At 69.6% G+C, this 18,918-nt stretch carries 23 protein-coding genes; 9 read left to right on the top strand and 14 right to left on the bottom strand.

What is annotated here, in order from left to right; translation table 11 throughout:
- Positions 1 to 4: 4 nt before the first annotated feature.
- The 4 genes from ACIBH2_RS21630 (at position 5) to ACIBH2_RS21615 (ending at position 6,465) form a co-directional block, all read left to right on the top strand.
- On the top strand, positions 5 to 2,248 hold the full coding sequence (locus ACIBH2_RS21630; protein ID WP_397120013.1) for an acyl-CoA dehydrogenase: 2,244 nt from the start codon (positions 5 to 7) through the stop codon (positions 2,246 to 2,248).
- Positions 2,249 to 2,317: 69 nt separating this feature from the next.
- Entirely contained in the window at positions 2,318 to 4,081 is a 1,764-nt protein-coding gene (locus tag ACIBH2_RS21625; RefSeq protein WP_397120011.1) for an amidohydrolase family protein, read from the top strand.
- Between the two features lie 71 nt (positions 4,082 to 4,152).
- Positions 4,153 to 5,130 (top strand): terpene synthase family protein, encoded by a 978-nt coding sequence (locus ACIBH2_RS21620; protein ID WP_397120009.1) that lies wholly within the window; start codon positions 4,153 to 4,155, stop codon positions 5,128 to 5,130.
- A gap of 168 nt (positions 5,131 to 5,298) precedes the next feature.
- Complete coding sequence (locus ACIBH2_RS21615) at positions 5,299 to 6,465, top strand: polyprenyl synthetase family protein (protein ID WP_397120007.1); 1,167 nt, start codon at positions 5,299 to 5,301, stop codon at positions 6,463 to 6,465.
- A 29-nt stretch (positions 6,466 to 6,494) separates the two neighbouring features.
- On the opposite strand, the gene amaP is transcribed toward ACIBH2_RS21615, so the two are convergent.
- The 9 genes from amaP to ACIBH2_RS21570 all read right to left on the bottom strand — a co-directional run bounded on the left by amaP (position 6,495) and on the right by ACIBH2_RS21570 (position 10,554).
- On the bottom strand, positions 6,495 to 7,070 hold the full coding sequence (amaP, locus tag ACIBH2_RS21610) for an alkaline shock response membrane anchor protein AmaP (RefSeq protein WP_397120005.1): 576 nt from the start codon (positions 7,068 to 7,070) through the stop codon (positions 6,495 to 6,497).
- Entirely contained in the window at positions 7,070 to 7,609 is a 540-nt protein-coding gene (locus tag ACIBH2_RS21605) for a DUF6286 domain-containing protein (protein WP_397120003.1), read from the bottom strand. Before ACIBH2_RS21605 ends, amaP begins: the two co-directional genes overlap by 1 nt.
- Positions 7,606 to 7,953 carry an Asp23/Gls24 family envelope stress response protein gene (locus ACIBH2_RS21600; protein ID WP_397120001.1) on the bottom strand — a complete coding sequence of 116 codons (348 nt, stop codon included), beginning with the start codon at positions 7,951 to 7,953 and terminating at the stop codon, positions 7,606 to 7,608. The genes ACIBH2_RS21605 and ACIBH2_RS21600 overlap by 4 nt, the downstream gene beginning before the upstream one ends.
- Positions 7,950 to 8,138 (bottom strand): hypothetical protein, encoded by a 189-nt coding sequence (locus ACIBH2_RS21595; protein WP_397119999.1) that lies wholly within the window; start codon positions 8,136 to 8,138, stop codon positions 7,950 to 7,952. The genes ACIBH2_RS21600 and ACIBH2_RS21595 overlap by 4 nt, the downstream gene beginning before the upstream one ends.
- 58 nt (positions 8,139 to 8,196) lie before the next feature.
- Positions 8,197 to 8,685 (bottom strand): Asp23/Gls24 family envelope stress response protein, encoded by a 489-nt coding sequence (locus ACIBH2_RS21590; protein ID WP_397119997.1) that lies wholly within the window; start codon positions 8,683 to 8,685, stop codon positions 8,197 to 8,199.
- 93 nt (positions 8,686 to 8,778) lie between these two features.
- Positions 8,779 to 9,093, bottom strand: a complete 315-nt coding sequence (locus ACIBH2_RS21585; RefSeq protein WP_397119995.1) for a hypothetical protein — start codon at positions 9,091 to 9,093, stop codon at positions 8,779 to 8,781.
- Positions 9,090 to 9,458 carry an Asp23/Gls24 family envelope stress response protein gene (locus ACIBH2_RS21580; RefSeq protein ID WP_397119993.1) on the bottom strand — a complete coding sequence of 123 codons (369 nt, stop codon included), beginning with the start codon at positions 9,456 to 9,458 and terminating at the stop codon, positions 9,090 to 9,092. The genes ACIBH2_RS21585 and ACIBH2_RS21580 overlap by 4 nt, the downstream gene beginning before the upstream one ends.
- Entirely contained in the window at positions 9,455 to 10,048 is a 594-nt protein-coding gene (locus ACIBH2_RS21575; protein ID WP_397119991.1) for an Asp23/Gls24 family envelope stress response protein, read from the bottom strand. Before ACIBH2_RS21575 ends, ACIBH2_RS21580 begins: the two co-directional genes overlap by 4 nt.
- Complete coding sequence (locus tag ACIBH2_RS21570) at positions 10,039 to 10,554, bottom strand: RNA polymerase sigma factor (protein ID WP_397120953.1); 516 nt, start codon at positions 10,552 to 10,554, stop codon at positions 10,039 to 10,041. Before ACIBH2_RS21570 ends, ACIBH2_RS21575 begins: the two co-directional genes overlap by 10 nt.
- A gap of 212 nt (positions 10,555 to 10,766) precedes the next feature.
- Between ACIBH2_RS21570 and ACIBH2_RS21565 the strand changes: the two genes are divergently transcribed.
- Positions 10,767 to 10,973: a CsbD family protein gene (locus ACIBH2_RS21565; RefSeq protein WP_397119989.1), complete on the top strand. Its 207-nt coding sequence runs from the start codon at positions 10,767 to 10,769 to the stop codon at positions 10,971 to 10,973.
- On the opposite strand, the gene ACIBH2_RS21560 is transcribed toward ACIBH2_RS21565, so the two are convergent.
- A complete protein-coding gene (locus ACIBH2_RS21560; protein ID WP_397119987.1) occupies positions 10,970 to 12,202 on the bottom strand; it encodes an ROK family protein in 1,233 nt (410 codons plus the stop codon). The genes ACIBH2_RS21565 and ACIBH2_RS21560 overlap by 4 nt on opposite strands.
- Positions 12,203 to 12,261: 59 nt before the next feature.
- Here ACIBH2_RS21560 and ACIBH2_RS21555 point away from each other — a divergent pair, with 59 nt between their 5' ends.
- A complete protein-coding gene (locus ACIBH2_RS21555; RefSeq protein ID WP_397119985.1) occupies positions 12,262 to 13,794 on the top strand; it encodes a carboxylesterase/lipase family protein in 1,533 nt (510 codons plus the stop codon).
- 3 nt (positions 13,795 to 13,797) lie between these two features.
- Here ACIBH2_RS21555 and ACIBH2_RS21550 read toward each other — a convergent pair whose 3' ends face one another.
- Together ACIBH2_RS21550 and ACIBH2_RS21545 are read right to left on the bottom strand one after the other, a co-directional pair.
- A complete protein-coding gene (locus tag ACIBH2_RS21550) occupies positions 13,798 to 14,940 on the bottom strand; it encodes a serine hydrolase domain-containing protein (protein ID WP_397119983.1) in 1,143 nt (380 codons plus the stop codon).
- Between the two features lie 71 nt (positions 14,941 to 15,011).
- Complete coding sequence (locus ACIBH2_RS21545) at positions 15,012 to 15,404, bottom strand: winged helix-turn-helix transcriptional regulator (RefSeq protein ID WP_397119981.1); 393 nt, start codon at positions 15,402 to 15,404, stop codon at positions 15,012 to 15,014.
- Between the two features lie 63 nt (positions 15,405 to 15,467).
- Here ACIBH2_RS21545 and ACIBH2_RS21540 point away from each other — a divergent pair, with 63 nt between their 5' ends.
- The 3 genes from ACIBH2_RS21540 (at position 15,468) to ACIBH2_RS21530 (ending at position 17,112) form a co-directional block, all read left to right on the top strand.
- Positions 15,468 to 16,307, top strand: coding sequence for an NAD(P)H-binding protein (locus ACIBH2_RS21540; protein ID WP_397119979.1), 840 nt, complete (start codon positions 15,468 to 15,470; stop codon positions 16,305 to 16,307).
- A 29-nt stretch (positions 16,308 to 16,336) separates the two neighbouring features.
- Positions 16,337 to 16,657 carry a hypothetical protein gene (locus ACIBH2_RS21535; protein ID WP_397119977.1) on the top strand — a complete coding sequence of 107 codons (321 nt, stop codon included), beginning with the start codon at positions 16,337 to 16,339 and terminating at the stop codon, positions 16,655 to 16,657.
- 134 nt (positions 16,658 to 16,791) lie between these two features.
- A complete protein-coding gene (locus ACIBH2_RS21530) occupies positions 16,792 to 17,112 on the top strand; it encodes a PepSY domain-containing protein (protein ID WP_397119975.1) in 321 nt (106 codons plus the stop codon).
- A 5-nt stretch (positions 17,113 to 17,117) separates the two neighbouring features.
- On the opposite strand, the gene ACIBH2_RS21525 is transcribed toward ACIBH2_RS21530, so the two are convergent.
- Entirely contained in the window at positions 17,118 to 18,125 is a 1,008-nt protein-coding gene (locus tag ACIBH2_RS21525) for a PHP domain-containing protein (RefSeq protein ID WP_397119973.1), read from the bottom strand.
- A gap of 41 nt (positions 18,126 to 18,166) precedes the next feature.
- Entirely contained in the window at positions 18,167 to 18,802 is a 636-nt protein-coding gene (locus tag ACIBH2_RS21520; RefSeq protein ID WP_397119971.1) for a TetR/AcrR family transcriptional regulator, read from the bottom strand.
- Between the last annotated feature and the right edge of the window lie 116 nt (positions 18,803 to 18,918).

Here is an 18,918-nt window from a genome sequence, read left to right as displayed (position 1 = left end):
GCGCGTGGATACGGCAGCGAACTACCAACTCGGACTGGGGATCTCCCGCGACCACCTCGATCTCGCGGATTCGGTGGCGGGATTTGCCCGCCGCCATCTGCCGCCCGAGACCGCGCGGGCGGCGGTGGCGCGCATCGACGCCGGTGCGCCGGAACAGCTGCCGCAGTGCTGGGGCGAGCTGGCCGCGCAGGGGCTGCTGGGCCTGCACGTGGCCGAGGTGCACGGCGGCTCCGGCGCCGGACTCCTCGAAGCGGCCGTGGTGCTGGAGGTGCTGGGCCGCCACCTCGGTGCCGCCGCGGTCACGCCGACCGTGCTCGCGGCGGCGGTACTCGCCGCCGACGGCGGGAAGGCCGCCGCCGACCTGCTGCCCGCACTGGTGGACGGTGCGGCGCGGGGCGCGGTCGCGCTCACCGGGGAATTCACCGGCACCGTCGATGCCACCGGCGCACTGACCATCTCGGGTGAAGTGGCGGCGGTCGGCGCGCATCTGGCACGGATACTCGTGGCGCCCGTCGAGGTCGAGACCGAGAGCGAAACCGGCTCCCACACAACGCGACTGTGGGTGACCCTCCCGACCGATCGGCTGCGCGTCCGCCAGGCGACGAGTATCGACGTCACCCGCTCGATCACCCTCTGCACGGCCGAGGAGGTCTCGCCGTCCCACCTGCTCGACAACAGCACCGACGCCGCGGTCTCCGATATCGCCGCGGTGATCCTCGGCGCGGAGGCGGTCGGCGTCGCCTCCTGGTGCGTCGCCACCGCCGCCGAATACGCCCGGGTGCGTGTGCAATTCGGCCGCCCCATCGGGCAGTTCCAGGGCGTCAAGCACCGGTGTGCCCAGGCTCTCGTCGCCCTCGAACAGGCCCGGGCGGCGGTCTGGGACGCCGCGCGCGCCCTGGACGCCCGCGACGACACCGCCGCCTACGCCGCCGCCGTAGCCCGCCTGCTCGCACCCGATGCCGCCGTCACCGCCGCCCGCGACGCCATACAGGTACTCGGCGGCATCGGCTACACCTGGGAGCACGACGCGCACCTCTACTACCGCCGCGCCGTCACGCTGCGCGGCCTGCTGGGCCGTTCCCGCGATTGCGCCGCCGACCTCGCCCGGCGCGCCCTGGCCGGTGAGCGGCGCGCGGTCGGCTACGAACTGCCCGCCGAGGCGGACGCCTACCGGCAGCGCGTGCGCGCCGAACTCGCCGACATCGCCGCCCTCGACGAGCGCGAACAACTGCGCCGCCTCGGTGACGAGGGCTGGGTCATGCCCTTCCTCGCGCCGCCCTCGGGTCGCGCCGCCGATCCGGTCGAGCAGGTGGTGATCGCCGAGGAGATCGCCCGCGCGGGTATCACCCTCCCGCAGTTGGGCCTGGCCACCTGGCTGCTGCCCTCCATCGCCGAACACGGCACCGAGCGGCAGCGCGTCGAGCTCGTCGCACCCACGCTGCGCGGCGAGATCATCTGGTGCCAGATGTTCAGCGAACCCGGCGCGGGCTCCGATCTCGCCGCGCTGCGCACCGAGGCGGTGAAGGTCGCCGACGGCTGGCGGGTCACCGGCCAGAAGATCTGGACCTCCCTGGGTTTCCTGGCGCAGTGGGGTGTGCTGCTGGCCCGCACGAACCCGAATGCGCCCAAGCACCAGGGCATTACGTACTTCGTGGTGGATATGAGCAGTCCGGGCATCGACGCCCGCCCACTGCGCGAGGCCAGCGGCGGTGCGATGTTCTCCGAGATCTTCCTCGACGACGTGTTCATTCCCGACTCCGGTGTCGTCGGACGGGTGGACGATGGCTGGCAGGTCGCGCGCGGCACGCTTTCGCACGAACGCGTCGCCCTCGGCAAGGGCACACCGCTCAATGCCAGCATCGAGGACCTGCTCGCCTTCTTCCGCACCCGCGACCCCGCCGACATCCCCCTCGACCGGGTGGGCGAGATCGTCGCCGAGAACCAGTCCCTGCTGCTGCTCAACGGCCGCACCGTGCTGAAACAGCTCGGCGGTGCGGAGGTGGGCGCGATTCCCAATGTCGCCAAGTACCTGAATATGCGTGTCGGCCAACAGATCGCGGACCTGTGCCACGGCGAACTCGGGGCGGCGGGCGGCTACGCGCAGGCCGATCCGCAGGCCCACACCTGGATGGAGAAGACCATTTCGGCGCGGCCCAGCACGGTGTACGGCGGCACCACCGAGATCCAGCTCAATGTGATCGCCGAACGCATTCTCAACCTGCCACGCGATCCGGAGCCAGGACGCTGAGGTCGACTTCCGACGGCACCGACTGTGATACTCGGTGTATCGGATAGTTGTGCGGATGGGAGCGCGGTCATGGCCGACTACGACGTGGTGATCCGGGGCGGAACGGTTTTCGACGGCACCGGCTCCGCGCCGATGGTGGGCGATGTGGCGATCCGCGACGGGAAGGTGGTCGCCTTGGGCGAGCTGTCCGGCGGCCGCCGTGTCATCGACGCCACCGGGAAATGGGTGATCCCGGGCATGATCGATGTGCACACGCACTACGACGCCGAGGTGTTGACCGGCCCCGGTCTGGGCGAATCCGCCAGGCACGCGGTCACTTCCGTGATCTTCGGGAATTGTTCGCTCTCCACGGTCTTCACCGAGGCCGAGGACTGCGCCGATATGTTCGCGCGGGTGGAGGCGCTGCCCTGGCAGGTGGTCAACGAGGCGGTCACCGAGCACAAGACCTGGACGGACCCGAAATCCTATGTGGCGGCGATCGGTTCGCGGCCACTGGGCGTGAATGTGGCGGCATTCATCGGACATTCGGATATTCGCGTCGCCGTCATGGGCCTGGGCCGCGCCGTCGACGCCGCCGAGCGCCCCACCGCCGCCGAGCTGGATCGCATGGCCGCCATGCTGGACGAGGCCCTGGACGCGGGCTTCGTCGGGCTCTCCACCATCCGCAGTTCCTTCTCCAAACTGGAGGGCAAGCGCTTCCCGGCCCGGCAGCTACCGTCCACCTACGCCTCATGGGCAGAGTACCGGCGACTGAATTCCGTTCTGCGCCACCGCGGTCGAGTCCACCAGAGCACCCCGAACCTGACCTCGCGCGTGGAGATGGTGCACTACTTCACCGAGAGCATGGGTCGCGTACTCCGCCGCCGTCCGCTCAAGACCGCCCTGCTCTCGGCCGCCGATATCAAGGCCGATCGCACCGTGGCGCGGACGGCCGTGGGCGCGGCCTGGGCCGTCAATCGCCTCGGCGGCGCGAATCTGCGCTGGCAGCATCTCCCGGTGCCGTTCGAGGTCTACGCCGACGGTATCGATCTGGTGATCTTCGAGGAATTCGGTTCCGGCGCGGCCGCTTTGAACATTCGCGAGGTGCTCGCCCGCAGTGAGCTACTGCGGGACGAGGACTACCGCCGCCGGTTCCGCAAGGATCTGGCCAAGCGCTTCGGCCCGCGCGTCTGGCATCGCGACTTGGCTGACGCGCAGATCGTGGCCTGCCCGGACGCCACGGTGGTCGGTCGCTCCTTCGCCGACGTGGCCGCCGACCGCGGCATCACCGCCCCCGACGCGCTGCTGGATCTCACCGTCGAGCACGGCGACAAGCTGCGCTGGCGCACCACCATCGCCAATGACCGCGAGGATGTGCTGGACTGGCTGCAGCGCTCCCCCATGGTCCAGATCGGTTTCGCCGATTCCGGTGCGCACCTGCGCAATATGGCCTTCTACAACGCGAATCTGCGCCTGCTCGAGCGGGTGCACCGGCGCGGTTTCATGCCTCTCGAACAGGCCGTGCACCGGGTCACCGGCGAACTCGCCGACTGGTACGGCCTCGATGCCGGATATCTGGCGGTGGGTCGGCGCGCCGATGTCGCCGTCATCGATCCCGCCGGATTCGACGGCGGCAGTGGCGAGTACGCGGAGGCCGAACTGCCCGGGGCCGGAGTCTCGCGCATGGTGAACCGCAATGACGCCGCCGTCGCCGCGACCATCGTCGGCGGGCACGTGGTCTACGAATACGGGGAATTCGCGGAGGGTTTCGGTACCACGCTGCACGCGGGCACCTTCCTCACCGCCGGAACCGTCTCAACCAGCGAGACGAGAACTTATACATCCCACGAATGATACCCAGTGCGCCGGAAACGCCGGTATTGTCGCTATTGACGGGTAAACTGTTTGGGGGATAGGCGGTTTCGATGGACGCACCCGAATTCTTCATGCCGTTCGAGCCAGCTGGCAGCAACCCTGCCGAGCGCGAGGCCGAGGCCGCGATGTGGGCCTGGCTCGAGGCCTACGATCTGGTTCCGACGGAATTGACCCGCCGCCGCATGCGACGCACCCGACCAGCACGAATGTACGCGCTGTGGTGCCCGACCGCGAACGCGGAGGAGCTGGCGCTGCTGAGCCAGTACACCGCGTGGGCGTTCATCGTGGACGATCAGTTCGATATCGAAATCCCGGATCCGGCAAGGACGCTGCACACCATCGCCACCCTCAACGCGGTCTACGACGGCGGGCAGCCCTCCGGCGTCCTCGCGGTGGCCTTCGCGGATCTGTGGCGGCGACTGTGCGCGGGCCGCTCCGGCGACTGGCGCGAGGCCGTACGCGCCGAGATCCGCGCCTGGCTGTGGACCTACTACACCGAGAGCATCGGACGGATTGCCGGGCATCTGCCCGATCTGGACGTCTACCGGGCACACCGCCGAGATTCGGTGGCGCTGTTCGTCTTTCTCGACATCAGCGAGCGCGCCGAGGGCGTCGATCTGTGTCCGGCCGCCCGGCAGCTGCCCGCCATGCGTTTGCTGCGCGAGGCCGCGGTGGAGCATATGGGGCTGCTCAACGATGTGCTCTCGGTGGAGTCCGACGAGGCCTCGAACTATCTGTACAACTCGGTCCTGCTGGCCGAGCTGCACTTCGATTACACCCGGGCGCAGGCCTGTGAATACGTGAATCACCTACTCACGCAGTTGGTTCACCGCATGACGGCCGCCATCGAACGGCTACCGGCGGAGCTCGAGGTGGCGGGCATCACCGGTGGGGATCGCGACGACACATTGGCCACCGCCGAGAATTACACGGTCTACGTGCGCGCCAATCTCGACTACCACTATCAGGCGGCGAGATATACGAGCGCACCGGTGGAGGCACTCGAACACGGGTTGCCGCTCACCTGACCAGATATCGGCCCGATCACCCGACATCGTGGCCGTTGCCGAACTGAAATCCCATCGCGCCCCCGCGATTCCGGGTGTCGATGGGACCATGAGCTTCTTCGACGCATGGCCGCTCAGCTGCCGCCGGTTGCGCCAGAGGAGGCCGTGTCCGAGCGAGTGGGACCGATTATGCGAGCCTCGAATTCGATCAAACATCTTGTCGGCCAGCGTCTCCAGACCAATCGGAGACCTGTCTCGGCCCGGCCGGTGGGTGCCGCCACCGGTATCGAGCACACGCGTCCGAGCGAGACCGCCTACCGCGGTCCGGGCGAGCGCGCGACCGCGATCGGCGAGCATTCGGTGCGCAGACAGCTCGCCGAGGCCCGCGGCGCCATCGAACCGGTACTGCGCGCCGCCGTCGACTCGCTCACCGATCCGCTGGACCGTATGGCGGGCTACCACTTCGGCTGGTGCGACCCCTCCGGCACGCCCACCTCGGGCGTCCAGGGCAAGGCGCTGCGACCGGCGTTGACCTTCGCCGCCGCGACCGCCTGCGGCGGGGATACCGCGCGGACCGTGCACGCGGCGGCGGCCGTGGAGCTGCTGCACAATTTCTCGCTCGTCCACGACGATGTGATGGACGCCGACGACACCCGCCACGGGCGCGCCACGGTATGGCGGATCTGGGGCGAGACCAATGCCACCTTGCTCGGCGACGCCCTGCAGGCGCTGGCCCTGGGCGTGCTCTCCGACGGCGTGCCCGAACATGTGACGGCGCAGGCGGTGATCCGGTTGGCCCGCACCACCGTCGCCCTGTGCCAGGGCCAGTACCAGGACTGCGCCTTCGAGACCCGCCGCACGGTGACCGAGGACGAGTACCTGGCCATGGCGGCGGGCAAGACCGGGGCATTGCTCGGATGTTCCTGCGCCCTGGGCGCTTTGTGCGCCGGAGCCGAACATCGCGTGGTGTCGGCCATGCACACCTTCGGGCGAGAGCTGGGGGTGGTGTTCCAACTCGTCGACGACGCCATGGACATCTGGGGTGATCCGGCCGTCACCGGCAAGCCCGCGCACAGCGATCTGCTGCACCGCAAGCAGTCCTATCCGGTGGTCTCCGCCCTCGCCTCGGACACCGCGGCGGGGCGCGAGCTGGCGCGGATCTATCAAGCGCGCCAACCGATGACGCCGGAACGAGCGGCCCGGGCGGCGGATCTGGTGGAGGAGGCCGGAGGCCGACAGCGCACGGCGCACCGGGCGGCCATCTCGATGCGCAATGCCGTGGACGCGCTACCGCGCGAACTCGCCTCCGGTGACCTGCTGGCGCTGGCTCACCTGGTGGCACACCGGAATCGGTGACACTCGTCCTCGACGCTCACGGACCGCGGTCAGCGCACCCGGGCGGGTTTGCGGTCCTCGGCGACGCGCAGTTCCATGGTCACCGGGATGACGCCGACCTCGAGGGCCTGGCGCAGCCGGGCGACGGCCTCACCGAGGATGCGGCGACGCAGCTCGGTGAGGTCGGTCTCCGGCCCGGCGGTGACGACGAGGTGCAGCTCCGGGGCGCGCCCCGGCCCCGACAGCCACGCCGAGGCCGAGCGCACGCCGTCGAAGGACTCGATATCGGCGGCCACCGCATCGGCGGCGGTCGACGAGGAGAGGATGATGTCGCCTGCCGACTTGTCTTCCGACAGTTGCCATTTCACCGAATTGGGCATGCGGAACAGCTGTGCGCCGAGCCAGCGCAGACACAGCAGGCCCAGTACGATCGCGCCGACCACGATCGCGTAGAACACCCAGGTCGGCGGCGCGGCGGTGCCCGGGGTGAGCGGCTCGGAGCGGTCCGCCCAGCCGAGCCAGCCGCGCTGCGCCGCGATGAGATAGCCACCGGCGGCGAGCAAGAGCAGTCCGATCAGGGCGAGCAGGGACCGATTGAGGCGAGCGGGGCGGTTGACGGTGGTCATCATGCGCCTTTCGTCTTCGCGGGCCGCAGCTTGGTGTGCAGAACCTGGCGCGACTCCCGAGGGCCGATACGGTCGAGCGTGTCCGCGACGGCCGCGCGCACGGTTTCCGGCAGGTCGTGGATATCGACCCGATCGGAATTCGCGGAGACCCGAATGGTTTTGCCGCGCAGCCGCACTCGCGCGGAGTCGATACCGCCGACGCCGAGGGCCGAGCGGCGCAGCGCCGTGCGCAGGCTGCGGCGCTCGATTCCGGCGGCGCTGCCGTCGACGGGTTCCAGCGGAATCACCGTGGCCCGTCCCGGGACGAGGGCGCTGGCCACCAGCACCGCCCCGAGCAGCGCGACGCCGATACCGACCGCCAACACCAGGGGGTCACCCCAGGTGGTGTCGTGCAGTCGAGTCGCGACACTGTCGTAGGAGACGAATTCCCGTGCGCCCGCGAGCCGTTGGATGAGCGCCACCGCCACGGCGACACACAGGGCCAGCAGCGCGATCGCGACGAGTGCGGCCGTGACCACCCGCCGCGGCCGCCGGATCATTTCACCCTCCGGCGCGCCGGTTCGCTCGCGGGCGAACGGTTCTCGAGCGGCATGGCGGAGACGGTGATCTCCACGCCGGTCACCGTCAGTCCCGCGAGTTCGGCGATGCGGGCCATCAGATGGCCGCGGCACGCCTCGGCGACCCGGGCCACCGGCATCGGATACCGCACCGGCAGCCCGACGCGCAGCGCGGCCGCGTCGGCGGTGACCTCGGCGTCCACCCGCACATCGGCCGCCACGCCGTCCACCTCGGTGGCCGCCCGCGCCGCGATGCGCCGGACCGCGCGTTCGCTGACGGTGGTCCGGCCGAGCGCGGCGGCGGTATCCAGTGCCAGCGCCGTCATCGCCGACTCCGATCCTGGGCCGAGCGCATCAGCCCGGCCACGTCGAGTTCGCCGTCGAGCCAGCGGCCGACCAGCAGGCCGAGAGCGGCGAACACCAGAACGACTGCGAAAGCGCCGAATCCGCCGAAGGCCATGGCGAATCCGAGGGCGAGGCCGACGGCCAGGCCGATAGTGGTGGCGTTCATCTGCGACTCCTCGATCTACGAAGGATGGGATGTGCGAGAACTGGATTCGCGCCGCGGGCTACTGCACGCGGTTGGCGGCGGGCTGGTCTTCGTCGTCGTCCTCGGGGATGTAGACGTCGTTGACATTGATATTGACCTCGACGACCTCGAGCCCGGTCATCTGCTCGATGGCGGTGATGACATTGCGGCGCACCGCCTGCGCCAATTCCGCTATGCCGACGCCGTATTCGACGACGAGCTCCAGATCGACCGCCGCCTGCGTCTCGCCGACCTCCACCGAAACGCCCTGTCCCACACTGGCGGAGGCGCCCGGAATCCGGTCGCGAATGGCGCCGAAGGCCCGGGCCGCGCCGCCGCCGAGGGCATGCACGCCGCGCACCTCGCGAGCGGCGAGTCCGGCGATCTTCTGCACCACCAGATCGGCGATGGTGGTCGAACCCTGCTCGGTCACCAGGGCGCCGTCCTTTGCCGCGCCATTGCGGTCCGACTGACCCCGCGTGCTCACGGTGGTCTTGTCCGTCGACTTCTCGGTCGTGGTTCCGGTCATGTCGTCCTCCTGATGTCGTTGTCGTGCAGTGGATCAACGCTTCTGTGAGTTCGACACGGCGGGCGCGCGATCGTCACGCACACCCGACGTGATCTAGGTAACCGTGTCGTTGCCGATGGCGGCGGCATCGAGTGCGGCGACCACCACGCGCACGGTGGCCGTACTCCATTCCGTATCCGCCAGCAGCGGTGCGACGGCGGCGGTGAGCCGCTCCAACAGCGGCGGCAGCGGTAATCGGCTTGCCACCACCCGTATTTCGACGACCTCCTTGTCGATATCGACCGCATAGGACCTTCCGCCCTGCGGCAGCCAGCTCACGGCCTCGAGCCCGAACGGGGCGGCGGGCCGCAATCCATCCACGGCCTCGACGGCCGCGACGATCTTGTCGAGCAACTCCCCCACGTTCACCGTTCTCCCGGTTCGATATCGAGAATGGTCACCGCGACCTCGTCCACGGTGACACCGGTCTGTTCCAGTACGGTCCGCACGACCGCGTCCTGCACCCGCGCGCCGACCTCCGCGGCGCGGCATCCGGCGCCGAGCGACAGGTCCACCTGCACGCCGTACCCGCCGTTCGCGGTCCGGGTCACCCGCACGCCGTCGGCGGGCGCCGATTCGGCTCGGCCGAGCAGCTGTCGGCCGGAACGGGCCAGGCCGACGACCAGGCCGCGCAGGCCCGGCTCCAACCGCACCACACCGGGCACCGACGCGGCGGCTCGCGCGGCCACGCTCGCCACCACGCTGTCGGCGATGACGTATTCGGCCGCGGTCACCGGTCGCGCTCCTGGTAGACGTCCACGACCGTGACATCCAACTGGCCCAGCAGCAGCCCCGCGCGGGTCGACAGGGCGGCGGCGACGCGCTGGCGCACCAGCGGCACCAGGCCGTCCAGGCTGCCGCCGCGCATGCGCACGGCGATGGCCATACTCACCCGCACGATGTGCTCGCCGTCGGGTCCGGTGCCGACGCTGGTGATGCGGCAGCGTCGAGCGCGCACGCCGGGAACGGTGTCGGCGGCATAGCGCAACACCACGGCGACCGCCTGTTCGCTCACCTCGACGGCGCCCGCGTGCTCGGTCGGCAGGGCCAGCGTCTGACCGCGCCGCATCTCGGCGCGCACGGCGGACATGATGCGCCCCAGCAGATCCGGGGGCGGCGGATCGGGTTCGTCGATCAGCTCCTGGGTCGCGGCGCGCAGGGCGAGCAGACTCTCGCGGGCCGCCCGACAGTCGGCGCAGCGCGCCTCGTGCGCGTTGGAGTTACCCGCCTGCACCGCGTCGAGGCGCTGCCACACCTCGTCCATACCGCGCCCGCAGGGCAGCCGGTAGTCCTCGTCGGTATCCGTCGCGTTCACTATCGCCATGCCTTCATCACCTCCGCCAACTGGGCGCGGGCCCGCGCTATGCGCCCGCGTACCGCGGTGACATTCGCGCCGACGATCTCGCCGATCTCCTCGTAGGAACGGCCGTGCACCTCGCGCAGCAGCCAGCAGGCCCGCTGTTCGGGCGTCAGCTCGTCCAGTGCCGCCCGCAGCGCCTCCAACTGGCTGTGCACCGCGACGGCGTGGTCGGGGCGGGTGTCGGTGCGCGGCGACTCGGTGGTGTCGGGGTCGATATCGGTCGCCGGTTGCCGGTGGCGCAGCACGTTCAGACAGCGGTTGGTGGTCATGCGGTAGAGCCAGCCCGCGAAGGCCGCGTCGTCACGCAGTTGCGCGAGCCGCCGCCACGCCGTGAGGAAGGCGTCTTGGACGACATCCTCGGCCTCCGTGCGATCGGAGAGCATGCGATCGGCCAAACGGAACATTCGGCCCTGATAGCGGATAACTAGCTGTTCATATGCCCGGACATCCCCGTCCCGCGATCGACTCACCAGGGTGGCATCGTCGAGTTCTGCGGCAGGTCCCGCATCGACTGTGGTCACCGCGCCTCCTCACCGTTCCCTCATTCGACACCGAGTGCCGGGAATCGTCACGTCGCATTATCCGTGACCGTTGTCTCATTGGTTGCCGCGTGAGGGTTTCCCGGGAATCGGTGTCGTATTCATGTGCCCGTCCGGGCATGAACACTCGATAGGAGGTCGTGATGTCTCTGAGTGACAAGATCAGCAACAAGGCCGAGGAGTTCGGCGGCAAGGCCAAGGAGGCCGCGGGCGATCTCGGCGGTGACGAGAATCTGAAGGCCGAGGGCAAGGCCGATCAGGCCTCCGCCGGTCTGAAGAACGCGGTCGAGGACATCAAGGACGGTATCGAGGATGTCGTCGACAAGGTGAAGGGCAAGCTGAACCGCTAGCCCGCCGCGGGCACCAGGGCGGGGTCGGAAAGCACTGTGCGGCGGGCCGATTCGATGGCTCCGTACAGGATGGCGTCCTCGCCCAGCCTGGCTTCGGCGACCTCGAGTTCGAGGGCCGGAGCCAGTGCCCGGCGGCCCGCCAGCTGGGCTTCGATGATCGGGGCCAGCCACGGAAACCAGTGCGCGAGCGTGCCGCCCAGCACGATCTCGTCGACATCGAGGAGCGCGGTGCTCGACAGGATCGCGACACCCAGTGCGCGAGCGGCGGTTTCGATGGCCCGCGCGGCCGCCGCGTCGCCCGCGCGCAGGGCCGCGACGAACTGGCGGGAGGCGACGGCGAGACCCTCGCGGCGCAGGACGCCGTCCAGACCGGCGGCGGTGAGGACCGCTTCCGGACCGGCGTAGCGCACCAGGCAGCCGCGCGCGCCGCAGACGCAGGGCGGGCCGTCGAGAGCGACCGGCATATGGCCGGGCTCACCGGCGATGCCCTGGCTGCCGATATGGATGCGGCCGTCGAGCACCACGCCGCCGCCGATGCCGGTGCCCGCCTCGATGAGCACCAGGCCGCGGGTGGGGCGGGGGCGGGCATGGAATTCGGCCAGGGCGGCGGCATTGCCGTCGTTGACGACATCGACCGGACAGGTCGGATCGGCGAGCCGCGCGGCGATGAGCGCGCCCAGCCGCACCGGGCGCAGCCAGCCGAAATCCGGTGCGATGGCCACGGTCTGGTCCGCGTCGTCGCGTATGGGACCGGCCATGGCGATGACGACGCGGGTGCGCACGGCCCCGGGCAGGGCCACGATGGCGGTCTCGGCGCGGGTGACGGCCGCGGCCACCTCCTCGGCCATGGCCTCGGGCGTGCCGGGTGCGCACCGGTGCGCGACGGTCTCGCGCCACACGACAGCCCCCGCGAGATCCGCGACGGCGACGCGCAACTCTTCCGCGCCGATCTGGACGGCCACCGCCAGGGCGCGGCGGGGTTCCAGCCGCAGCGGTCTGCCCGGCCGTCCCCGCCCGCCGCCGCGCACCGCGTCGTCCTCGCCGACGAGTCCGCGTTCGACCAGGTCGGCGACCAAGGCGGTGACCGAGCCGTGCGCCAATCCGGTGCCGGTGGCGATCTCCGATCGTGCGCAGGGGCCGTGCTCCGCGATATGGCGCAGCACCAGGCCGAGATTGCGGCGGCGCACCGCGGCCGAGTCGCTGGGTATGCCCGAGGATGCGTGGTCCACAAGGGAGAGATTATGCTGGCCATGAATTTTTTCAACTATTGACGTAATTCGAGGTGGGCATGTCCGGAGTACAGATCGGCCGTCGGAGTCTGTTGGCCGGAGCGGGCATGTTGGCGCTGGCCGCGTGCGCACCGGCGCGCAGCGGTGAGAACGCGACACCGGAGACGGTCACCACCGGATACGGTCCGGTGCGCGGGGTGCGCCGCGACACCGGCACCGCCTTCCTCGGTATCCCCTACGCGCAGCCGCCGGTCGGCGAGCTGCGCTTCGCCGCGCCGGTGCCGCCCGCACCGTGGCGTGACGTTCGCGACTGCACCGCCTACGGTCCGACGGCGCAGCGCAAGCAGCTCGGCGCGGTGACCGCGATCCCGGAGCCGAGCATTCCCGGCGACGGGGTGCTGAATCTCAATGTGTTCACGCCGGATCCGTCGCGGGCGGCGAAACTGCCTGTGCTGGTGTGGATTCACGGTGGCGGATTCGTGGCGGGCAGTGCGGCCAGCCCGTGGTACGACGGCGCGGCGTTCAATCGCGACGGCGTGGTGGTGGTGTCCCTCGGCTACCGGCTGGGTATCGAGGGTTTCCTCTCGGTCGAGGGTGCGCCCGACAATCGCGCGGTGCTGGACTGGATCGCCGGATTGCGGTGGGTGCGTGACAATATCGCGGAATTCGGCGGTGATCCGGATCGGGTCACCATTGCCGGACAGTCCGCGGGTGGCGGCGCGGTGTGGGCGCTCATGGCGACGCCGTCCGCGAAAGGTCTGTTCCGCGCGGGGATTTCGGCCTCCGGTGCGCTGTCGCAACCGAACGACCGTGCGGCGGGTGCCGAGGTGGCGCGGCTGTTCACCGAGAAGACCGGCGTGCCCGCCACCGTGGCCGCGCTGCGCGACCTCGACGGAAACCAGCTCCAGGCGTTGCAGGACAAGCTCGGCGAGCCCGGCGCCAGCGGACCCATGCTGGCGCTGGCGCCCTTCGCCGACGGATCCCTGATTCCCGAATCCTCCGCCGATGCGCTGAAATCCGGTGCGGCCATGGATATCCCGCTGCTGCTCGGCTTCACCCGCGACGAGTTCAACGCCGTGAGCGAAGACCAGCCGGTCACCGACGCCACCCTCCCCGCCGCCTTCGCGGCCCTGGGCTTGAACCCCGCCGACGCCGACGCGTTCCGCGCCGCCTACCCCGGCGACACCGCCGCCCAACTGGTCGGCCAGGCCACCAGCGATACGCTGCTGCGGGCCCCGTCCTACCGGGTGGCCGAATCCCGGGCCGCCCGCGGCCTCCCGACCTGGCTCTACGAATTCACCTGGACCTCAACGGCCCCCACCTACGACGGCACTTCCTTCCACTGCCTCGACATCCCCTTCGCCTTCGACCTCCTGCGCACCCAGGGCGTCACCGCCGTCGCGGGCGACAACCCGCCCCAGCCCCTCGCCGACGCTCTCCACAAGAGCTGGGTCTCCTTCATCACCGCGACCGACCCGGGCCCGACCTGGCCCCGCTACACCCTCGACAAACGCGACACCATGATCTGGTCGGAGACACCACATGTGCGCTCCGATCCGTTCGCGGCACAGCGCGACCTCTGGCTGCGGTGACACCTACGGAGTCGGGCAGACGGCGGCGATGAGGGCGCGGGAGCTGGCGGGGCCGCGCTCGGCGTCGGTGTAGTCCTGGTTGAGGGCGATGGTCACGGCCCGGCCGGTTTCGGGGACTACACCGGCGTCGGTCAACGCGCCGGGGAGTCCGCCGGTGTGGCCCCACAGGTCTCGTCCGCACGGCATCGAGATGCGCATGAGGCCGAGACCGTAGGAGACGTCGCTGTTCTCGGCCATGGGTCTGACGTTCCGCATCTCCTCCAATTGCGCTGGGGGCAACAGTTTTCCGGCCATCAGGGCGGTGAAGAAGTGGTTGACGTCCGCGCCGGTCGAGACCAGCGCCCCTGCCGCTCCGGCGGCCGAGACGTTCTGGAGTGTGTAGTCGACCCGCTGACCGTCGATCTCGGTGTAGCCGTGCGGGTGTGGGCCGCGGATATCGGTTTCGTCGGGGGCGGGATAGTAGGTGCCGGTCAGGGCGAGTGGCTCGATGATGCGGCGGGTGATCTCGGTGCCGACCGTGTGTCCGGTGACTTTCTCGATCACCATGCCCGCGAGAATGTAATTGGTGTTGGAGTACGCCCATCGCGTGCCGGGCTCGAAGGCGGCGGGCACGGTGAAGGCATTGCGCAGCACCGCATTCAGGTCGGCGGTCTGCCATCTGATGTCGTCGGACATGAACTCGATCTGGCCCGGGCCGGGCTTCGCGCCGAACTCCGCCGCGTACTCGGGAAGACCACTGGTGTGCTGCAAGAGGTTTCGAATGGTGATGCGGTTCCCGTCGATACCCGGTCCCGACACGACCCCCGGCAGATACCGCTCGACCGGAGCATCCAGTTCGATCTTCCCCTCCCCCACCAGCTGCAAGGCGACCGTCGCCACGAAAGTCTTGGTAATACTGCCGATTCGAAGCCGAGCGTCGTCGGCGAACGGCTCGCCGGTGGCCAGATCGCCCGCCCCCGCACGCACCGTCCACGTATGTCCGGGGTCACCGATCACCGCCTGCGCACCCGGATATCCCAGCCGCACAGCATCATCCACTGCCGCGACAATCCCCGCCCGCCCCACTTCACTGGGCGCGACCACCTCGTCCACACAGCCCGCCGCCGCCAACGCCGCCACCCCAACCACCGCAAGTCTCCATCGCACCCGCCTCAAGCTACGGAGAACGCCGCGCCACCGGCAGCCTGCTGCCGCCCCACTTCGAGGTGGTGCCAGCACTACTGGCGGTCGTGCTCCCGCTGCGCCGCCATGACATCGGCGCTGTGCCGATGCACCCAGTTCAGGAACGTGCGCAGCGCGTCGGTGAGCCCGCGCCCGAGGGCGGTCAGTTCATAGCTGACGCGCGGCGGCGTGGTCGGTTCCACGGTGCGCGCGACCAGGCCGTCGCGCACCAGCATGCGCAGCGTCTGCGAGAGCATCTTCTCGCTGATACCGCCGATCATGGCGCGCAGCTCGGAGAAGCGCAGCGGGCCGTGTTCCAGCGCGGTCAGCAGCAGCACGCCCCAGCGTCCGGTGATGTGGTCGAGCACCTCGCGGGCCGGGCACTCGATGTCGAATGCGTCACTCCCGCCCCACCATTCGGGGCGTGCGACGTGCGAACCTACCGTCATCTCAGCAGCTTACCCAGAGGTATGTCCTTACTTCGGGTTAGCCGCTCGGCCTACGCTGCGGCCATGACCTCGGTTGTCTTCGGTGCCAGTGGAAATGTCGGACGTCATGTCGCGGAGGGATTGAATTCCGTAGGCGCGCAAGTGCGTTGGGTCGGCCGCGATCCCAACTCCGCGCGTTTCCCGGCGGGTGCGGATATCGTGGCGGCCGATCTGGAGTGCCCCGAAACCCTGCCCGCCGCACTCGACGGTGCGGAGCGGGTGTTCCTCTACGCCAAACCCGAGGGCATCGACGGGTTCGTGGCGGCGGCCGAGGCGGCGGGGGTACGGCACGTGGTGCTGCTCTCCTCCGGCGCGGTCACACTGCCCGATCCCATGGACAATCCGGTCGCCCGCATGCACCTCCTCGTCGAAAACGCGCTGGCGAGTTCGCGTATGGAGTGGACCTTCCTGCGCCCCGGCATGTTCGCCTCGAACGCGCTGTGGTGGTGGCAGCGCTCGATCCGCGAGGAGGGCGCGGTGCGCCTGCCGTATCCGGAGGCGCGGACAGCGCCCGTGCACGAACGGGACCTGGCCGCGCTCGCCATCACGGCGCTCACCGAGCCGGGGCATCACGGCCAGGCTTACGAGGTGCTCGGCCCCGAATCACCGACCCTGCGGGAGCAGGTACAGCACATCGGCAGCGCACTCGACCGCGAGATCGCCATCGAGGTCGTCTCGGTCGACGAGGCGCGCGCCGACCTGCGAAAGACGGTGCCGCCCTTCGCCGTCGAGGCCATCCTCGCCGGATGGCAGGCTGGCCTGACCGGTCCGCACGAGGTGTCCACGATCGTCGAGGAGGTCACCGGCCGCCCCGGGCGCACCTTCGCCGAGTGGGCACGCGATCACGCCTCCGACTTCCGCTGAACCCGCCGCGAACTTGTAGCATCGACGAAATGACATTCGGAAAGCCTTCTCTGGCAAGCGCTCTCGCTCTCGCGGCCCTCGCGGTCGCCGCCCCCTCCGCCACCGCGTTTCCCACCGGCTCCTTCGGCAACGGGGACGGCCGCGAGGTCGTGATCATCGATGGGAAGGCCGAGCTCAGCGATCTGGACCGGTGCTGGGCCAGCGGCTTCCCGCGCGACATCACCTTCGACAACCGCAGCAAGCGCGACTTCCTGGTCTTCGCGACCAGCGACTGCACGGGCGAGCCCACCGCGGTGGTGCCGCCGGGGACCTATCAGACCCATTACGGCTGGTCGGCGGTGGCCCGCTAGCCACCGCGGAGCAAGCTCCGGGCGGAAACCGCCCCCGCCCGGAGCCCCGATCATGATTCGTGCATGGACCGGCGAATCGGTGGTAGTTCCGGGGCGAAAGGTTGTCGCGATACGGAACGAGAAGGAGCACCACCATGACGGTCAACACTCGCCACGCCACCGACACCCTGCGCCGACTCTCCTTCGGAGCGGTGCTCGCCGCCGCCCTGGGCGGCGCCGCGGCCGCACCGGCACTCGCCACCCCCGCCGTCCAGCCCGTGGCCAACGACCAGGAGGCGTTGATGGCGGCGCAGGAGGCGCTGCAGGGTGCGACGGTGCAATCGGTCGAGCTCGAGATGAGCGACGGCGCCCCGAAGTGGGAGGTCGATGTGGTCACCCGCACCGGCGGCGCGTACGAGGTGCAGGTCGACGCAGCGACCGGCACGGTGCTGTCGGTCGAGCAGAACAGCGACTGACACCCTTACGAGGAGGCCGCCCACGCCAGGAGCTTGTCCACCGGCCAGGTGTTGATGATTCGTTCGGCGGGGACGTCGTTGTCCATGGCGCGCTGTGCGCCGTAGGCGAGGAATTCGAGCTGGCCGGGGGCGTGCGCGTCGGTGTCGATGGCGAAGTCGCAGCCGATGTCGAGGGCCAGCCGCAGGAGTCGGGTCGGCGGGTCGCGGCGCTCGGGTCGGGAGTTGATCTCGACGGCGGTGCCGTGGTCGCGGCAGGCGGTGAACACCTGTTCGGCGTCGAACTTCGACTCCGGACGGATACCGCGGCCGCCCTCGACGAGTCGCCCGGTGCAGTGGCCGAGCACATCGGCTTGGCCGCTCGATACCGCGCGCACCATTCGCCTGGTCATGGCGGCGGGCTCCATCTTGAGTTTGGAGTGCACGCTGGCCACCACGATATCGAGCCGTTCGAGGAGTTCGGGCTCCTGATCGAGCGATCCGTCGTCGAGGATGTCGACCTCGATGCCGCTGAGTATGCGCATGGGCGCGAACCGCTCGCGCAGCTCGTCGATGACATCGAGCTGCTCGCGCAGCCGGTCGGCCGACAGTCCGTTGGCGACCGTGAGCCGCGGGGAGTGATCGGTGAGGGCGCAGTACTCGTGCCCGAGCGCCCGCGCGGCCGCCATCATCTCCGCGATCGGGGCCGACCCGTCGGACCAGTTCGAGTGCACATGCAGGTCACCCTTCAGCGCCGCCCGTAGCTCGCCGCCGCCCAAATCCCGGGCGGCGGCCCGCAATTCGACCAGCACATCCGGCTCCCGCCCCGCCCAGGCCTGCGCGATGACCGCCGCCGTCTTGGGGCCGATTCCCGGCAGCGACTGCCACCCGTTCGATTCCCCCAGCTGTTCGCGCTTGGCGTCGTCGAGCCGTTCGACGATGTCGGCGGCATTCCGGTAGGCCATGACCCGGCGGGGTTCCTCGCGAGCCCGGTCCTTGTAGTACGCGATCTGGCGCAGAGCGGCGACAGGATCCATACCTCCAGTGTGCCCGCGCGACCGGATTCGGCGAGTGCCTGTCAGCGCAGAGTGTTCAGTTCCTCCGCGAACAGCAGGGCGGGGTCGAATCCCATGCCCGCGAAGTGCCCGGCGAGTTCGAGGGAGATGACGCCGTGGACGCGGGTCCAGAACGAGAGGGCGCGGTGCAGGGTCACGGCTGGCACGGCGTGTCCGTCGGCCCAGTCGCGGTGGTTCTCCAGGTGGGCGTCGAAGGGGGTGGGCTCGCCCGGCGGCTGTGCGGCGAAGGCTTCGATGAGCACGGTCATGATCTCCGAGGAGATCGCGGTGGTGTCGTCGGGCGCGTGGTAGCCGGGGACCGGTGTGCCGTAGATGAGGAAGTACCGCTGCGGATCGCTCAGCGCCCACTCCCGCACGGTGGTGGCAAGCGCTGCCACGTCGGCACCGGCCCGCGACCGCTCTCGGAGCGTGTCGGCGAGGCTGTGGTAGGCGTCGCGAATGAGCTCGGTGATCAGCTCATCGCGGTTGGCGAAATACCAGTACAGGGCCGGTCCACTCATACCGACGCGTTTGGCGATGGCATTGAGCGACAGCGCGGACACGCCCGCCGTGGCGATCTGCTCCCACGCGTGCTGCTTGATCTCCTCGCGCACCTGGGCGCGATAGCGCTCCCGCGAACCGGTTCGACCTGTTCCCATCCTTAGACCCTATCACCAACTCTATGCGCACTCAGCTTCTCGATTGACAGTCGATCAATTCACTTATAGCCTCTAAATAAATCGAGCCCCCATAGATTTAACCTGAACGAGGAGAC

It is taken from the genome of Nocardia sp. NPDC050406, assembly GCF_044459025.1.
In the GTDB taxonomy this organism is placed as follows: Bacteria; Actinomycetota; Actinomycetes; order Mycobacteriales; family Mycobacteriaceae; genus Nocardia.
The sequence above is the reverse complement of the archived record's forward strand: the minus strand, read 5'-3'. Positions and strand labels throughout refer to the sequence as shown.

Excerpts from the sequence above, each read along its gene's own strand:
- ACIBH2_RS21625 (WP_397120011.1), top strand. The coding sequence starts at position 2,318 with ATGGCCGACTACGACGTGGTGATCCGGGGCGGAACGGTTTTCGACGGC.
- ACIBH2_RS21555 (WP_397119985.1), top strand. The coding sequence starts at position 12,262 with ATGTCCGGAGTACAGATCGGCCGTCGGAGTCTGTTGGCCGGAGCGGGC.
- ACIBH2_RS21520 (WP_397119971.1), bottom strand. The coding sequence starts at position 18,802 with ATGGGAACAGGTCGAACCGGTTCGCGGGAGCGCTATCGCGCCCAGGTG.
- ACIBH2_RS21590 (WP_397119997.1), bottom strand. The coding sequence starts at position 8,685 with ATGACCGGAACCACGACCGAGAAGTCGACGGACAAGACCACCGTGAGC.
- ACIBH2_RS21595 (WP_397119999.1), bottom strand. The coding sequence starts at position 8,138 with ATGAACGCCACCACTATCGGCCTGGCCGTCGGCCTCGCCCTCGGATTC.
- ACIBH2_RS21605 (WP_397120003.1), bottom strand. The coding sequence starts at position 7,609 with ATGATCCGGCGGCCGCGGCGGGTGGTCACGGCCGCACTCGTCGCGATC.
- amaP (WP_397120005.1), bottom strand. The coding sequence starts at position 7,070 with ATGACCACCGTCAACCGCCCCGCTCGCCTCAATCGGTCCCTGCTCGCC.
- ACIBH2_RS21525 (WP_397119973.1), bottom strand. The coding sequence starts at position 18,125 with ATGGATCCTGTCGCCGCTCTGCGCCAGATCGCGTACTACAAGGACCGG.
- ACIBH2_RS21535 (WP_397119977.1), top strand. The coding sequence starts at position 16,337 with ATGACATTCGGAAAGCCTTCTCTGGCAAGCGCTCTCGCTCTCGCGGCC.
- ACIBH2_RS21575 (WP_397119991.1), bottom strand. The coding sequence starts at position 10,048 with ATGGCGATAGTGAACGCGACGGATACCGACGAGGACTACCGGCTGCCC.
- ACIBH2_RS21530 (WP_397119975.1), top strand. The coding sequence starts at position 16,792 with ATGACGGTCAACACTCGCCACGCCACCGACACCCTGCGCCGACTCTCC.
- ACIBH2_RS21615 (WP_397120007.1), top strand. The coding sequence starts at position 5,299 with ATGCGAGCCTCGAATTCGATCAAACATCTTGTCGGCCAGCGTCTCCAG.
- ACIBH2_RS21540 (WP_397119979.1), top strand. The coding sequence starts at position 15,468 with ATGACCTCGGTTGTCTTCGGTGCCAGTGGAAATGTCGGACGTCATGTC.
- ACIBH2_RS21620 (WP_397120009.1), top strand. The coding sequence starts at position 4,153 with ATGGACGCACCCGAATTCTTCATGCCGTTCGAGCCAGCTGGCAGCAAC.
- ACIBH2_RS21565 (WP_397119989.1), top strand. The coding sequence starts at position 10,767 with ATGTCTCTGAGTGACAAGATCAGCAACAAGGCCGAGGAGTTCGGCGGC.
- ACIBH2_RS21545 (WP_397119981.1), bottom strand. The coding sequence starts at position 15,404 with ATGACGGTAGGTTCGCACGTCGCACGCCCCGAATGGTGGGGCGGGAGT.
- ACIBH2_RS21600 (WP_397120001.1), bottom strand. The coding sequence starts at position 7,953 with ATGACGGCGCTGGCACTGGATACCGCCGCCGCGCTCGGCCGGACCACC.